We start from the raw sequence: 14,957 nt of genomic DNA on the forward strand, positions 1-14,957 counted from the left end.
CCCCCGGCCGCGGCGCGGAGGTCCACACATCCGTACGCCGCGCTTCAGGGCTCCGAGTCCCCCGCATTGACTTCGAGGCCCCGAGTCCCCCCGCATTGAAGCGTGTTGGCCAAGCCCCGACAACACTGGGCGCCCGGCCTCGCCGTGCTCCTGGCCGATAACGCACCGCCCCTCGCTTCCCGTCGGCACACAGGGTGACCTACCGGCCCCGCACCGTCTCCGGCCGACCCTCCGGCCGGTCGTCCACAGGGCCCTGCGCCGTCGTCCACAGGCCGGTCGAGGTGTCGGTGCTCGCCAGTAGGGTGTGAGTCATGGCCGACCCCTCCAGCTACCGCCCCAGGCCGGGAGAGATCCCGGACTGCCCGGGGGTGTACAGGTTCCGTGACGAGCACCGCCGGGTGATCTACGTCGGAAAGGCGAAGAGCCTGCGCCAGCGCCTGGCGAACTACTTCCAGGACCTGGCGAACCTCCACCCCCGCACCCGCACGATGGTCACCACCGCCGCGTCCGTGGAGTGGACGGTGGTGTCCACGGAGGTCGAGGCGCTGCAGCTGGAGTACTCCTGGATCAAGGAGTACGACCCCCGGTTCAACGTGAAGTACCGGGACGACAAGAGCTACCCGTACCTCGCGGTGACGATGAACGAGGAGTTCCCGCGCGTGCAGGTGATGCGCGGCCACAAGAAGAAGGGCGTGCGCTACTTCGGGCCGTACGGGCACGCCTGGGCGATCCGCGACACCGTCGACCTCCTGCTGCGCGTCTTCCCGGTGCGCACCTGTTCCGCCGGCGTCTTCAAGAACGCCGCCCGCACCGGCCGGCCCTGCCTGCTCGGCTACATCGGCAAGTGCTCGGCACCCTGCGTCGACCGGATCTCCGCCGACGACCACTGGGACCTGGCCGACGAGTTCTGCGACTTCATGGCCGGCCGCACCGGCACCTACCTGCGCCGCCTGGAGCGGCGGATGGCGGAGGCCGCCGAGGAGATGGAGTACGAGCGCGCGGCGCGCCTGCGTGACGACATAGGGGCCCTGAAGAAGGCCATGGAGAAGAGCGCGGTCGTGCTCGCCGACGCGACCGACGCCGACCTGATCGCGGTCGCCGAGGACGAGCTGGAGGCCGCCGTCCAGATCTTCCACGTGCGCGGCGGACGCGTGCGCGGCCAGCGCGGCTGGGTCACGGACAAGGTCGAGGAGATCACCACCGGCGCCCTCGTCGAACACGCTCTCCAGCAGCTGTACGGCGAGGAGACCGGGGACGCCGTCCCCAAGGAGGTCCTGGTCCCCGCCCTGCCCGACCCGGTGGAGCCGGTCCAGCAGTGGCTGACCGAGCGCCGCGGGTCGGGTGTGTCGCTGCGCATCCCGCAGCGCGGGGACAAGAAGGCGCTGATGGAGACCGTGCAGCGCAACGCCCAGCAGTCACTCGTCCTGCACAAGACCAAGCGCGCCTCCGACCTGACGACGCGCTCGCGGGCCCTGGAGGAGATCGCCGACGCCCTCGGCCTGGACAGCGCCCCGCTCAGGATCGAGTGCTACGACATCTCGCACCTGCAGGGCGACGACGTCGTCGCCTCCATGGTCGTCTTCGAGGACGGACTGGCCCGCAAGAGCGAGTACCGCCGGTTCCAGATCAAGGGCTTCAGCGGTCAGGACGACGTCCGGTCGATGCACGAGGTCATCACCCGGCGCTTCCGCCGCTACCTCGCCGAGAAGGAGAAGACCGGTGAGTGGGCGGACGGGGAGGAAGGCGTCGACGGCGAGCCGCCCACGAATCCCCGGGCCGTGGCGGCCGGACACTCCGCGGCGGACGGCCGACCCGCCGCGACCGGGCAGCCGGCCGCGGACGGCCGATCCGACGCGGACGGCCCTGCCGTCTCGGTGAGTCCTGACGCCTCGGACGGTGAGGTTCTCATGGACGGCCCGGCCCTGAAGGACGACGACGGCCGCCCCAGGCGCTTCGCCTACCCGCCCCAGCTCGTCGTCGTCGACGGCGGCCGACCGCAGGTCGCGGCGGCCCAGCGGGCCCTGGACGAGCTGGGCATCGACGACATCGCCGTCTGCGGCCTCGCCAAGCGCCTGGAGGAGGTGTGGCTGCCCCGCGAGGACGACCCGGTCGTCCTGCCCCGCACCAGCGAGGGCCTGTACCTCCTGCAGCGCGTCCGCGACGAGGCCCACCGCTTCGCGATCACCTACCAGCGCGCCAAGCGCGCAAAGCGCTTCCGCTCCGGCCCGCTGGACGACGTGCCCGGCCTGGGGGAGACCCGCAAGCAGGCGCTGATCAAACACTTCGGTTCGGTGCGGAAGCTACGGTCCGCGACGATCGACCAGATCTGCGAGGTGCCCGGCATAGGCCGCAAGACGGCCGAGACCGTCGCCGTGGCCCTCTCCCGGGCCGTCCCGGCCGCGCCCGCCGTGAACACGGCGACCGGAGAGATCATTGATGACGAGGACGGGGCTCCCGAGTCGACGGCGGGCGCCCCTGGGGAGCCCGTGACCGCGGGCACCCCGGACGAACGACGGGGGCAGGAGAGATGACCGAACACGAGGCGCAGCCCGCAGCAGGGCGAGAACAGGCCCACCGCACGACCGGCGAGGACGCGGATCCGCGCACAGCCGGTGCCGAACAGCGCCAGGACGACGGAGCACACGTGAGTACGGGCAAGGACACAGCAGGAGCGCACGAGGCGGCCATCCCCGAGCTGGTGATCATCTCCGGCATGTCCGGGGCCGGCCGCTCGACGGCCGCCAAGTGTCTGGAGGACCTCGGCTGGTTCGTCGTCGACAACCTGCCGCCCGCGCTGATCCCCACCATGGTGGAACTCGGCGCCCGCTCGCAGGGCAACGTGGCACGGATCGCGGTCGTCGTCGACGTCCGCGGCCGGCGCTTCTTCGACAACCTGCGCGAATCCCTGGCGGACCTGGACTCCCGCGGCGTGACCCGCAGGATCGTCTTCCTGGAGTCCTCCGACGAGGCTCTGGTGCGCCGGTTCGAGTCGGTGCGCCGCCCGCACCCCCTCCAGGGCGACGGCCGCATCGTCGACGGCATCGCCGCCGAGCGGGAACTGCTGCGCGAGCTGCGTGGTGACGCCGACCTGGTGATCGACACCTCCAGCCTCAACGTGCACGAGCTGCGCGCCAAGATGGACGCGCAGTTCGCCGGCGACGAGGAGCCCGAGCTGCGGGCCACCGTCATGTCCTTCGGCTTCAAGTACGGCCTGCCGGTCGACGCCGACCTGGTCGTGGACATGCGCTTCCTGCCCAACCCGCACTGGGTCCCCGAGCTGCGCCCGTTCACCGGCCTGAACGAGGAGGTCTCCTCGTACGTCCTGAACCAGCCCGGGGCCAAGGAGTTCCTCGACCGCTACACCGAGCTGCTCCAGATGATCGCCGCGGGTTACCGTCGGGAGGGCAAGCGCTATGTGACCGTCGCTGTCGGCTGCACCGGCGGCAAGCACCGGTCCGTGGCCATGTCGGAGAAGCTCGCCGCCCGGCTCGCCGCCGAGGGCGTGGAGACGGTGGTCGTCCACCGGGACATGGGACGGGAATGACAGGACGTACTCCGCGGCTGAGCAGGCTGCGCCGGGTGGTGCCCGAGGGACGCGGCGGCCGGCCCGCCGAGGCCCGTGCCGCCCGGCCCGAACAGGCGCGCGGCGGCAAGCCGCGCCGCCGGGGCGCCCAGCCCAAGGTCGTCGCCCTCGGCGGCGGCATGGGCCTGTCGGCCTCGCTCGCCGCGCTGCGCCGGATCACCGGCGCCCTCACCGCCGTCGTCACCGTGGCCGACGACGGCGGCTCCAGCGGGCGATTGCGCGACGAGCTGGGCGTTCTGCCGCCCGGTGACCTGCGCAAGGCGCTGGCCGCGCTGTGCGGCGACGACGACTGGGGCCAGACCTGGGCCCGCGTCATCCAGCACCGCTTCCAGTCCCAGGGCGACCTGCACGAACACGCGGTCGGCAATCTGCTGATCGTCGCCCTGTGGGAGCAGCTCGGCGACCACGTCCAGGCACTGGACCTGGTAGGCAAGCTGCTCGGCGCGCAGGGGCGCGTGCTGCCCATGTCGGCCGTGCCGCTGGAGCTCCAGGCACTGGTCCGGGGCCACGACCCGGAGCGGCCCGACGAGGTGGACACCGTACGCGGACAGGCGACCGTGGCGCTCACGCCCGGCGAGGTGCAGTCCGTCCACCTGGTCCCGAACGACCCGCCCGCGGTCCCCGAGGCGGTCGACGCCGTCCTGGACGCCGACTGGGTGGTGCTCGGCCCGGGCTCCTGGTTCTCCTCGGTCATCCCGCACCTGCTCGTGCCGGATCTGCTGGACGCGCTCGTCGAGACGAAGGCGCGCCGGGTGCTCTCCTTGAACCTCGCTCCGCAGCCCGGAGAAACCGAGGGCTTCTCCCCGCAGCGTCATTTGGAGGTTTTGGGACGACACGCCCCTAAACTCGCCCTGGACGTGGTGCTGGCCGACGAGGCCGCCGTGCCCGACCGTGACTCGCTCACCGACGCCGCGAAACGGTTCGGCGCCGCGGTCGAACTGGCTCCGGTTGCCCGGACCGACGGGACCCCGAGGCACGACCCGGAGCTGCTGGCCGCCGCGTACGACCGTATTTTTCGGATGCATGGAAGGATCGGCCCATGGCGATGACGGCAGCGGTGAAGGACGAGATCTCCCGGCTTCCCGTCACCCGGACCTGCTGCAGAAAGGCGGAGGTCTCCGCCGTTCTGCGGTTCGCCGGCGGCCTTCACTTGGTGAGCGGCCGCATCGTGATCGAGGCCGAACTGGACACCGCGAGAGCGGCCCGGCGACTCAAGCAGGACATTCTGGAGATCTTCGGGCACAGCTCGGAGCTGATCGTGATGGCGCCGGGCGGGCTGCGCCGCGGCTCGCGTTACGTCGTTCGGGTGGTTGCGGGCGGTGACCAGCTGGCCCGCCAGACCGGACTGGTGGACGGCCGGGGCCGGCCGATCCGGGGTCTGCCGCCGCAGGTGGTCTCGGGGGCCACCTGCGACGCCGAGGCCGCCTGGCGCGGCGCCTTCCTGGCGCACGGCTCGCTCACCGAGCCCGGCCGCTCCTCCTCCCTGGAGGTGACCTGCCCGGGTCCCGAGGCGGCGCTCGCCCTGGTCGGCGCCGCCCGTCGGCTGTCGATCCCCGCCAAGGCCCGCGAGGTGCGCGGTGTGGACCGGGTCGTCGTCCGCGACGGCGACGCGATCGGCGCCCTGCTCACCCGGCTCGGTGCCCACGACTCGGTGCTGGCCTGGGAGGAGCGGCGGCTGCGGCGCGAGGTCCGTGCCACCGCCAACCGCCTCGCCAACTTCGACGACGCCAACCTGCGCCGCTCGGCGCGCGCCGCCGTCGCCGCCGGTGCCCGCGTGCAGCGCGCCCTGGAGATCCTCGCCGACGACGTGCCCGAGCACCTCGCCGCCGCGGGCCGGCTCCGCATGGAGCACAAGCAGGCGTCCCTGGAGGAGCTGGGCGCGCTCGCCGACCCGCCGCTGACCAAGGACGCCGTGGCCGGCCGCATCCGCCGGCTGCTGGCGATGGCCGACAAGCGGGCCTCGGACCTCGGCATCCCCGGCACGGACGCCAACCTCGGCGAGGAGCTGGCCGACAACCTCGTCGGCTGACCCGCCCCGGGCAGTCCCACCCCGGCCACGAGCCCCCGCTCGCGAGCCCCCGCCGCTTGCGAGCCCCCGCTCACGAGCCCCGCACGCGCCGACGGCCCGTGCACACGGCCCGTCAACGAGCCGGTGCCGCCGCCCACTTGGGTGACCGGCACCGGCTCCGGCGTGTCCTTCCCGCGCTCTTGACTGGATCATGTTGTGTCATGAGCCTGGCATCTGTTCGCTGCCGTGGCGGACTCAAGCCTGTCGGACAGGCTTCAGCTAGGGGGGTTCATGAGACGAAGAGCGAGATCGATCCTCGCCGTCGGCGCGCTCCTGATCGGCGGAGCGGGCTTCGCACCCATCGCCCAGGCACAGCCCGCGGACCCGGTGACCCCGGACGCGGACGAAGTGAAGGTCTTCCGCGCCGACGTCACCCGCGAGCAGGTACCCCTGCTGCTGGCCGCCGGCCAGGACGGCCACGAGCTCGGCGAGCAGGTCCCCGACAGGGGGACGGCCACCGTCGAGGTCTTCCTCACCGACCGGGAGGCCGAGAAGCTGGAGGAACAGGGCGTCGACCTCGACGAGCACACCCTCTCCACCCGGGCCGAGAAGCGCGTCGAGGGAGCCGCCGAGGGCGTCTTCCGCCCGTACAGCGGCAGTGGCGGCCTCCAGGAGGAGATCCTGCGGACCGCGCGGGAGAATCCCGGCCTCACCAAGGTCGTCTCCATCGGCAAGACGGTGAACGGCCAGGACATCCTGGCGCTCAAGCTCACCGGGAACGCGAAGAAGTCCAAGGACGGCTCCAAGCCTTCCGTCCTGTACATGTCCAACCAGCACGCACGCGAGTGGATCACCCCGGAGATGACCCGCCGGCTGATGCACCACTACCTGGACAAGTACGACGAGGACCGGCGGATCAAGAAGCTCGTCGACTCCACCGAACTGTGGTTCCTCCTGTCGGCCAACCCCGACGGCTACGACTACACGTTCGAGAGCGGCGACAACCGCCTGTGGCGCAAGAACCTGCGCGACAACAACGGCGACGGCACCATCGGCACCGGCGACGGCGTCGACCTCAACCGCAACTTCGCCTACAAGTGGGGCTACGACGACGAGGGCTCGTCCCCCAACCCCACCAGCCAGACCTACCGCGGCACCGGGCCCAACTCCGAGCCCGAGACCAAGGCCCTGGACGCCTTCCAGAAGCGGATCGGCTTCACCTACGGCATCAACTACCACTCCGCCGCCGAACTCCTCCTGTACGGGGTCGGCTGGCAGGTGGCCACGGACACTCCGGACGACGTCCTCTACGAGGCGCTCGCCGGCACACCGGACAACCCCGCGATCCCCGGCTACCACCCGCAGGTCTCCTCGGAGCTGTACACCACCAACGGCGAGGCGGACGGCCACGCGGCCAACGTCAACGGCATGGCGATGTTCACCCCGGAGATGTCGACCTGCCAGACCATCTCCGAGCAGGACCCCGACGACGAGTGGAACGCGGGCGACTGCCAGTCGGGCTTCAACTTCCCCGACGACGAGGAACTGATCCAGCAGGAGTTCGCGAAGAACATCCCCTTCGCGCTCTCCCTCGCCGAGAGCGCCGCGCACCCCGACCGGCCGTCCTCCGCGGTGGGCCTGGAGGCCGCCGACTTCACCCCGGCCGAGTTCACCACCAGCTACTCGCGCGGCGCCGACCAGGAGGTCTCCGTCGTCGTACGCAAGTCGGTGCGCGACAAGGAGCTGAAGTACCGCGTCAACGGCGGACGCGTCCACGACATGGCACTGAAGCCCTGGCGGGGCGGCGAGCGCTACGGAGGTGAGGACAACCTGTACTTCGACGAGTACCGCGCCAAGGTCAAGGACGGCGACCGCGGCGACGAGGTCGAGGTCTGGTTCACCGGCGAGACGAAGGGCGGGAAGCGGACCGAGAGCGAGCACTTCACGTACACGATCGCCGAGCGGCCCCGCGCGGACGTCCTCGTCGTCTCCGAGGAGGGCGCGCAGGCCACGCAGGCCCGGACGTACGTGGACGCGCTGAAGGCGAACGGCCGGCGGGCGGCCGTGTGGGACGTCGCCACGCAGGGCGCGCCCGACGCGCTCGGCGTCCTCGGCCACTTCGACACCGTCGTCCACCACACCGGCGCCGCGGCGCCCGGCAACGCCACCCAGCTCCAGCTGCGGGCCTTCCTCAACGAGGGCGGCCGGCTGATCGAGGCGGGCGAGCGGGCCGGCGGCAGCGTCGACCTCGGCGGCGGCACCCTGTCCGACGACTTCAGCCAGTACTACCTGGGCGCCTACACCCGCACCTCGACCCCCGGAGCCACCGGATTCACCGGCTCCGGCAAGCTCGACGGGACCGCCGGCGCGCTCGGCGGCGCCCCCGGCAACCCGCTCGACGCGGCCGGAACCTACAGCGTGACCTCGGACCGGCTGCCCGCCGACGACTACCCGCAGTTCGCCGGCGAGGGTGCCGGGAGCTTCGCCGGGACGGTCAACCCGTACGGGCCGCACACGGGCGACTGGATGGCCGCCGCCGTCCACACCGACGACGCCTACAAGCGCCTCACCCGCACCGTCGACCTCACCGGTGTCATCGCCTCGGACCGGCCCACGCTCCGCACCCAGCTCCTGTGGGACACCGAGCGGGGCTACGACCACGCGCTGGTCGAGGCACACACCACCGGCGCCGACGACTGGACCACGCTCCCCGAGGCGGACGGTGCCACCGGCACGGCCGTGCCCGCGGAGTGCGCGGCCGGGTTCTACGTGGGCGGGCACCCCTGGCTGAAGCGCTACCTGACCCTGTCCGACGACGGCTGCACCGCGATCGGCACGACCGGGCGGTGGAACAGCCTCACCGGCTCCTCCGGGGGCTGGCGGCAGGTCGCGTTCGACCTGAGCGCCTACGCCGGGAAGACCGTCGAGGTCTCGATCGCCTACGTCACGGACCCGGGCAGCGGCGGACGCGGTGTCCTCGCCGACGAGACCTCGCTCGTCGTCGGCGGCGCGGCGACCGCGACCGAGGGTTTCGAGACCTCGCTCGGCGCCTGGCGGGTCTCCGGGCCGCCCGCGGGCAGTCCCGCCGTACTGAAGGACTGGACCCGCACCGGGGCCCTCTTCCGGACGTACGGCGCGGTCACCACGGACGACACCGTACTGCTGGGCTTCGGCCTGGAGCACCTCACCGAACCGGCCGCCCGGGCCACCCTGGTCCGGCAGGCGCTGCGTGCCCTGGACGAGTGAAATCCGGGACACGGGGGACTGGGACGGGGTAGCCACATCGGGTGACCGGTCCCCGCGCCCCAGGGCGGTCCGTACCCCTACCGGCGGGTACGGACCGCCCTGCCGGGTATGGGGCGTCTCGATGTCACCCCCGAGGCCCCGGAGAGGTAGGGTCGGAGGTGGTCGGGGACATCCCAAATACAGCTCGCCGGCACATCGGGCCGGCGTACCAACGAGGAGATCGGTTCGTGACGATCCGCGTAGGCATCAACGGCTTTGGCCGCATCGGTCGTAACTACTTCCGCGCGCTGCTGGAGCAGGGTGCAGACATCGAGATCGTGGCTGTCAACGACCTGGGTGACACCGCGACCACCGCCCACCTGCTGAAGTACGACACCATCCTCGGGCGCCTCCCGTACGAGGTCTCGCACACCGAGGACACCATCACCGTCGGCGACAAGACCGTCAAGGTCCTCGCCGAGCGCAACCCCGCCGACATCCCGTGGGGCGACCTGGGCGTCGACATCGTCATCGAGTCGACCGGCATCTTCACGAAGAAGGCCGACGCCGAGAAGCACATCGCGGGCGGCGCGAAGAAGGTCCTCATCTCGGCCCCGGCCAAGGATGAGGACGTCACCATCGTGATGGGCGTCAACCAGGACAAGTACGACGCGGCGAACCACCACGTCATCTCCAACGCCTCCTGCACCACCAACTGCGTGGCGCCGATGGCCAAGGTCCTCGACGAGAACTTCGGCATCGTCAAGGGCCTGATGACGACGGTGCACGCGTACACGAACGACCAGCGCATCCTGGACTTCCCGCACAAGGACCTGCGCCGCGCCCGTGCCGCCGCGGAGAACATCATCCCGACCACCACGGGCGCCGCCAAGGCCACCGCGCTGGTCCTCCCGCAGCTCAAGGGCAAGCTGGACGGCATCGCGATGCGCGTCCCGGTCCCGACCGGCTCGGTCACGGACCTCGTCCTGGAGCTCGGCCGCGAGGTCACCAAGGACGAGGTCAACGCCGCCTTCCAGAAGGCCGCCGAGGGCGAGCTGAAGGGCATCCTGGAGTACACCGAGGACCCGATCGTCTCCTCGGACATCGTCAACGCCCCGGCGTCCTGCACCTTCGACTCGTCCCTGACCATGGTCCAGGACGGCAAGAACGTGAAGGTCATCGGCTGGTACGACAACGAGTGGGGCTACTCCAACCGCCTCGTCGACCTCACGGTCTTCGTCGGCAACCAGCTCTGATCGCACCGGACTCAGCAGGCACCTCGCATGTGACGGCAGGGCTCGGGCAGCGCAAGGCCGCGCTGCCCGGGCCCTGCGTCGCGTCCGCAGCGACCAGCCCTCGTAGGATCACGAGCGATCCGAGAACCCAGGAGCCCTCTTGAAGACGATCGACGAACTGCTCTCCGAAGGCGTCGCGGGCAAGCGCGTCTTCGTCCGCGCAGACCTCAACGTGCCGCTGGACGGCACCACCATCACCGACGACGGCCGCATCCGCGCCGTGGTGCCCACCGTCAAGGCCCTGGCCGACGCCGGCGCGCGCGTGATCGTCGCCTCGCACCTGGGCCGCCCCAAGGGCGCCCCGGACCCGGTCTTCTCCCTCGCCCCGGCCGCCGCCCGCCTCGGTGAGCTGCTCGGCGCCGACGTCGCCTTCGCCGAGGACACGGTCGGCACCTCCGCCGAGTCGACGGTGTCCGGTCTCGGCGACGGCCAGGTGGCCGTCATCGAGAACCTGCGCTTCAACGCCGGCGAGACCAGCAAGGACGACGACGAGCGCGCCGCCTTCGCCGACAAACTGGCCGGCCTCGCGGACGTCTACGTCGGCGACGGCTTCGGCGCGGTGCACCGCAGGCACGCCTCGGTCTTCGACCTCCCCAAGCGGCTGCCGCACTACGCCGGCCACCTCATCGCCACCGAGGTCGGCGTCCTGAGGAAGCTCACCGACGACGTCCGGCGCCCCTACGTCGTCGCCCTCGGCGGCGCCAAGGTCTCCGACAAGCTCGCCGTCATCGACCAGCTGCTCGGCAAGGCGGACCGGCTCCTGATCGGCGGCGGCATGGCGTACACCTTCCTCAAGGCCCAGGGCCACGAGGTCGGCATCTCCCTCCTCCAGGAGGACCAGGTCCCGGCCGTCAAGGAGTACATCGAGCGCGCGGAGAAGAACGGCGTCGAGCTGGTCCTCCCCGTCGACGTCCTGGTCTCGACCGAGTTCCCGGACCTGAAGACCAAGGCCCCGGCCCACCCCTCCACCGTCGCCGCGGACGCCATCCCGGCCGACCAGGAGGGCCTGGACATCGGTCCCGAGACCCGCAAGCTGTACGCCTCGAAGCTCGCCGACGCCGCCACCGTCTTCTGGAACGGCCCCATGGGCGTCTTCGAGCACCCCGACTACGCCGAGGGCACCAAAGCGGTCGCCCAGGCACTCCTCGACGCCCCGGGCTTCACCGTGGTCGGCGGCGGCGACTCCGCCGCGGCCGTCCGTACGCTCGGCTTCGACGAGAACGCATTCGGCCACATCTCGACCGGCGGCGGCGCCTCCCTCGAATACCTCGAGGGCAAGACGCTCCCCGGCCTCGCCGCACTGGAGGACTGACCCCGATGAGCACCCGCACGCCGCTGATGGCGGGCAACTGGAAGATGAACCTCAACCACCTGGAGGCCATCGCCCACGTCCAGAAGCTCGCCTTCGCCCTCGCGGACAAGGACTACGACGCCGTCGAGGTCGCCGTCCTCGTCCCCTTCACCGACCTGCGCTCGGTGCAGACCCTGGTCGAGCACGACAAGCTGAAGGTCAAGTACGGTGCCCAGGACGTCTCCGCCCACGAGGGCGGCGCCTACACCGGCGAGATCTCCGGCTCGATGCTGGCCAAGCTCCGCTGCACCTACGTCGCGATCGGCCACTCCGAGCGCCGGCAGTACCACGCCGAGACGGACGAGCTGGTCAACGCCAAGGTGAAGGCCGCCTACAAGCACGGCCTGACCCCGATCCTGTGCGTCGGCGAGGAGCTGGACGTCCGCGAGGCGGGCAACCACGTCGCCCACACCCTCGCCCAGGTCGAGGGCGGCCTGAAGGACCTCACCGCCGAGCAGGCCGAGACGATCGTGATCGCCTACGAGCCGGTGTGGGCCATCGGCACCGGCAAGGTCTGCGGCGCCGAGGACGCCCAGGAGGTCTGCGCGGCGATCCGCGGCAAGGTCGCCGAACTCTACTCGCAGGAGCTGGCCGACAAGGTCCGCATCCAGTACGGCGGCTCGGTCAAGTCCGGCAACGTCGCCGAGATCATGGCGCAGGCCGACATCGACGGCGCCCTGGTCGGCGGCGCCTCGCTGGACTCGGACGAGTTCGTCGGGATCGTCCGCTTCCGCGACCAGTAGGACGGACGCCCGGTCGCCCGGCGGTTCGACCGGTGAGTATGCCGTAGCGACGATACGTCGTACCCTTGCGGGGGCATGGTGGCCTGCTGTCACCGTGCCCCCGTCGTTCATCCGAATCCGAGGAAGTTGGTCCAGCCGTGGTTTTGGGGTTCTCGATCACCCTGATCGTCTTCAGCCTGCTGCTGATGCTGCTGGTGCTGATGCACAAGGGGAAGGGCGGCGGCCTCTCCGACATGTTCGGCGGCGGCATGCAGTCGTCCGTCGGCGGCTCCTCGGTCGCCGAGCGCAACCTCGACCGGATCACCGTGGTGGTCGGTCTGCTGTGGTTCGCGTGCATCATGGTGCTCGGCCTGCTGATGAAGGCCAACAACTGACCCGTCACGCACTTCCGCACGTAAAGCCCCATGTTCGGTACGCGCCGCACGGCGCCGCCTATCATGGGGCTTGCGTCTGGGCGCTTGGGCTTGTAACTCCAACCACTGGACGCGCGTTGGGCCTTACGTAGACTGAGGCGCTCGCAGCGAAGCGAAACGCCGACTCGCTTCGCGGCACCATCACGCAGGGAGTTACGACCGTGGCAAGTGGCAACGCGATCCGGGGAAGCCGGGTCGGGGCGGGGCCGATGGGCGAGGCCGAGCGTGGCGAGTCCGCGCCGCGTCTGCGCATCTCCTTCTGGTGCTCCAACGGACACGAGACACAGCCGAGCTTCGCGAGCGACGCACAGGTCCCCGAGACCTGGGACTGCCCGCGCTGCGGCTTCCCCGCCGGACAGGACCGGGACAATCCCCCGGCTCCGCCGCGCACCGAGCCCTACAAGACCCATCTGGCCTATGTGCGGGAGCGCCGCAGCGACGCGGACGGCGAGGCGATCCTCGCCGAGGCACTCGCCAAACTGCGCGGCGAGATCTAGCCCGGATTCTCCGCGACTTTCCATCGCGGTCATCTTCGGTCTGATTCAGTCTTCTTCACCGTTGATCAATTAGGTTGGAACAGCCGGGACAGCTGGGACACCTGAGGAAGAAGGCTGAAGTCCGACATGAACGCAGACGGCCGTACCAGGCTCCACCGGACGCCCGAGTGGAACGCGCTGGCCAAGCACCGCGAAGAGCTCGGCGAGGTCCGGCTGCGCGAGCTGTTCGCCGCCGACCCCGGGCGCGGCACCGGCTGCACGCTCCGGGTGGGAGACCTGTACGTCGACTACTCCAAGCACCTCGTCACCGACGAGACCCTGCGGCTGCTGCGGGAGCTGGCCGCCGCCACCGACGTCTTCGGCCTGCGTGACGCCATGTTCCGGGGCGAGCGGATCAACATCACCGAGGACCGGGCGGTGCTGCACACCGCGCTGCGCGCGCCGCGGGACGCGGTGATCGAGGTCGACGGCGAGAACGTCGTACCCGAGGTGCACGCCGTGCTCGACAGGATGGCGGACTTCGCCGGCCGGGTCCGCTCCGGGGAGTGGAAGGGCCACACCGGCCGGCGCATCAGGAACGTCGTCAACATCGGCATCGGCGGCTCCGACCTGGGCCCCGCCATGGCCTACGAGGTGCTGCGGGCCTTCACCGACCGCTCGCTGACCTTCCGTTTCGTGTCGAACGTGGACGGCGCCGACCTCCACGAGGCCACCCGGGACCTGGATGCGGCCGAGACGCTCTTCGTCATCGCCTCCAAGACCTTCACCACCATCGAGACGATCACGAACGCGACCTCGGCCCGCTCCTGGCTGCTGGAGGCGCTCGGTGACGAGAAGGCGGTCGCCCGGCACTTCGTCGCGCTGTCGACGAACGCCGAGAAGGTCGCCGAGTTCGGCATCGACACGGCCAACATGTTCGAGTTCTGGGACTGGGTCGGCGGCCGGTACTCCTACGACTCCGCGATCGGGCTCTCCCTGATGATCGCCATCGGCCCGGACCGCTTCCGGGAGATGCTCGACGGCTTCCGTATCGTCGACGAGCACTTCCGCACCGCCCCGGCCGAGTCCAACGTGCCGTTGCTGATGGGCCTGCTGGGCGTCTGGTACGGCAACTTCCTGGGCGCCCAGTCGCACGCGGTCCTGCCGTACAGCCACTACCTGTCGAAGTTCACCGCGTACCTCCAGCAGCTCGACATGGAGTCCAACGGCAAGTCCGTCGACCGCGAGGGGCGGCCGGTCGAGTGGCAGACCGGTCCGGTCGTGTGGGGCACGCCGGGCACCAACGGGCAGCACGCCTACTACCAGTTGATCCACCAGGGCACGAAGCTGATCCCGGCGGACTTCATCGGCTTCGCCGAGCCGGCGGCCGAGCTGAGCGACGGACTGAAGGCCCAGCACGACCTGCTGATGGCCAACTTCTTCGCGCAGACCCAGGCGCTCGCCTTCGGCAGGACGCCGGACGAGGTACGGGCCGAGGGCGTGCCGGAGGAACTGGTCCCGCACAAGACGTTCCGGGGCGGCCACCCGACGACCACCGTCCTCGCCCGCGAGCTGACCCCTTCGGTGCTCGGTCAGCTCGTCGCCCTCTACGAGCACAAGGTGTTCGTGCAGGGCGCGGTGTGGAAGATCGACTCCTTCGACCAGTGGGGCGTCGAACTGGGCAAGGTGCTCGCCAAGCGCGTCGAGCCCGCCCTCACCGAGGGCGCCGAGGTCCCCGGGCTGGACACCTCCACCAAGGCACTGGTCACCGCCTACCGGGAGCTGCGCGGCCGGCGGTGAACGAAGTGGGGTGGGGGAAGAGGGAAACAGAAAAAAAAACCCACCCCCCCCCGCCTTTGAAAG

Annotated in this window: 11 protein-coding genes; all 11 read left to right on the top strand. The window is 70.6% G+C overall.

The features are described 5' to 3' along the window. The first annotated feature begins 311 nt into the window (after positions 1 to 311). The 11 genes from uvrC (at position 312) to pgi (ending at position 14,894) form a co-directional block, all read left to right on the top strand. Positions 312 to 2,531: an excinuclease ABC subunit UvrC gene (gene uvrC / locus ACVV2G_RS02985; RefSeq protein ID WP_453840959.1), complete on the top strand. Its 2,220-nt coding sequence runs from the start codon at positions 312 to 314 to the stop codon at positions 2,529 to 2,531. Then, positions 2,528 to 3,544, top strand: a complete 1,017-nt coding sequence (gene rapZ / locus ACVV2G_RS02990) for an RNase adapter RapZ (protein ID WP_453840960.1) — start codon at positions 2,528 to 2,530, stop codon at positions 3,542 to 3,544. The genes uvrC and rapZ overlap by 4 nt, the downstream gene beginning before the upstream one ends. After that, positions 3,541 to 4,632 (top strand): gluconeogenesis factor YvcK family protein, encoded by a 1,092-nt coding sequence (locus ACVV2G_RS02995; protein ID WP_453840961.1) that lies wholly within the window; start codon positions 3,541 to 3,543, stop codon positions 4,630 to 4,632. The genes rapZ and ACVV2G_RS02995 overlap by 4 nt, the downstream gene beginning before the upstream one ends. Beyond that, the gene (whiA, locus tag ACVV2G_RS03000; RefSeq protein ID WP_453840962.1) at positions 4,623 to 5,612 is read left to right on the top strand and encodes a DNA-binding protein WhiA; all 990 of its coding nucleotides are present in this window, start codon (positions 4,623 to 4,625) and stop codon (positions 5,610 to 5,612) included. Before ACVV2G_RS02995 ends, whiA begins: the two co-directional genes overlap by 10 nt. 270 nt (positions 5,613 to 5,882) lie before the next feature. Next, complete coding sequence (locus ACVV2G_RS03005) at positions 5,883 to 8,837, top strand: M14 family metallopeptidase (protein WP_453840963.1); 2,955 nt, start codon at positions 5,883 to 5,885, stop codon at positions 8,835 to 8,837. A gap of 227 nt (positions 8,838 to 9,064) precedes the next feature. After that, positions 9,065 to 10,072 (top strand): type I glyceraldehyde-3-phosphate dehydrogenase, encoded by a 1,008-nt coding sequence (gene gap / locus ACVV2G_RS03010; protein WP_453840964.1) that lies wholly within the window; start codon positions 9,065 to 9,067, stop codon positions 10,070 to 10,072. A gap of 139 nt (positions 10,073 to 10,211) precedes the next feature. Further along, positions 10,212 to 11,423, top strand: coding sequence for a phosphoglycerate kinase (locus tag ACVV2G_RS03015; protein ID WP_453840965.1), 1,212 nt, complete (start codon positions 10,212 to 10,214; stop codon positions 11,421 to 11,423). Positions 11,424 to 11,428: 5 nt separating this feature from the next. Beyond that, positions 11,429 to 12,205 (top strand): triose-phosphate isomerase, encoded by a 777-nt coding sequence (tpiA, locus tag ACVV2G_RS03020; RefSeq protein WP_453840966.1) that lies wholly within the window; start codon positions 11,429 to 11,431, stop codon positions 12,203 to 12,205. A gap of 137 nt (positions 12,206 to 12,342) precedes the next feature. Next, positions 12,343 to 12,579 (top strand): preprotein translocase subunit SecG, encoded by a 237-nt coding sequence (secG, locus tag ACVV2G_RS03025; protein ID WP_386282427.1) that lies wholly within the window; start codon positions 12,343 to 12,345, stop codon positions 12,577 to 12,579. Between the two features lie 200 nt (positions 12,580 to 12,779). Further along, positions 12,780 to 13,115 carry an RNA polymerase-binding protein RbpA gene (locus ACVV2G_RS03030; RefSeq protein ID WP_078637775.1) on the top strand — a complete coding sequence of 112 codons (336 nt, stop codon included), beginning with the start codon at positions 12,780 to 12,782 and terminating at the stop codon, positions 13,113 to 13,115. A gap of 126 nt (positions 13,116 to 13,241) precedes the next feature. Further along, positions 13,242 to 14,894 carry a glucose-6-phosphate isomerase gene (pgi, locus tag ACVV2G_RS03035; RefSeq protein WP_453840967.1) on the top strand — a complete coding sequence of 551 codons (1,653 nt, stop codon included), beginning with the start codon at positions 13,242 to 13,244 and terminating at the stop codon, positions 14,892 to 14,894. Positions 14,895 to 14,957 lie beyond the last annotated feature (63 nt).

The organism is Streptomyces sp. JK94 (genome assembly GCF_053613315.1).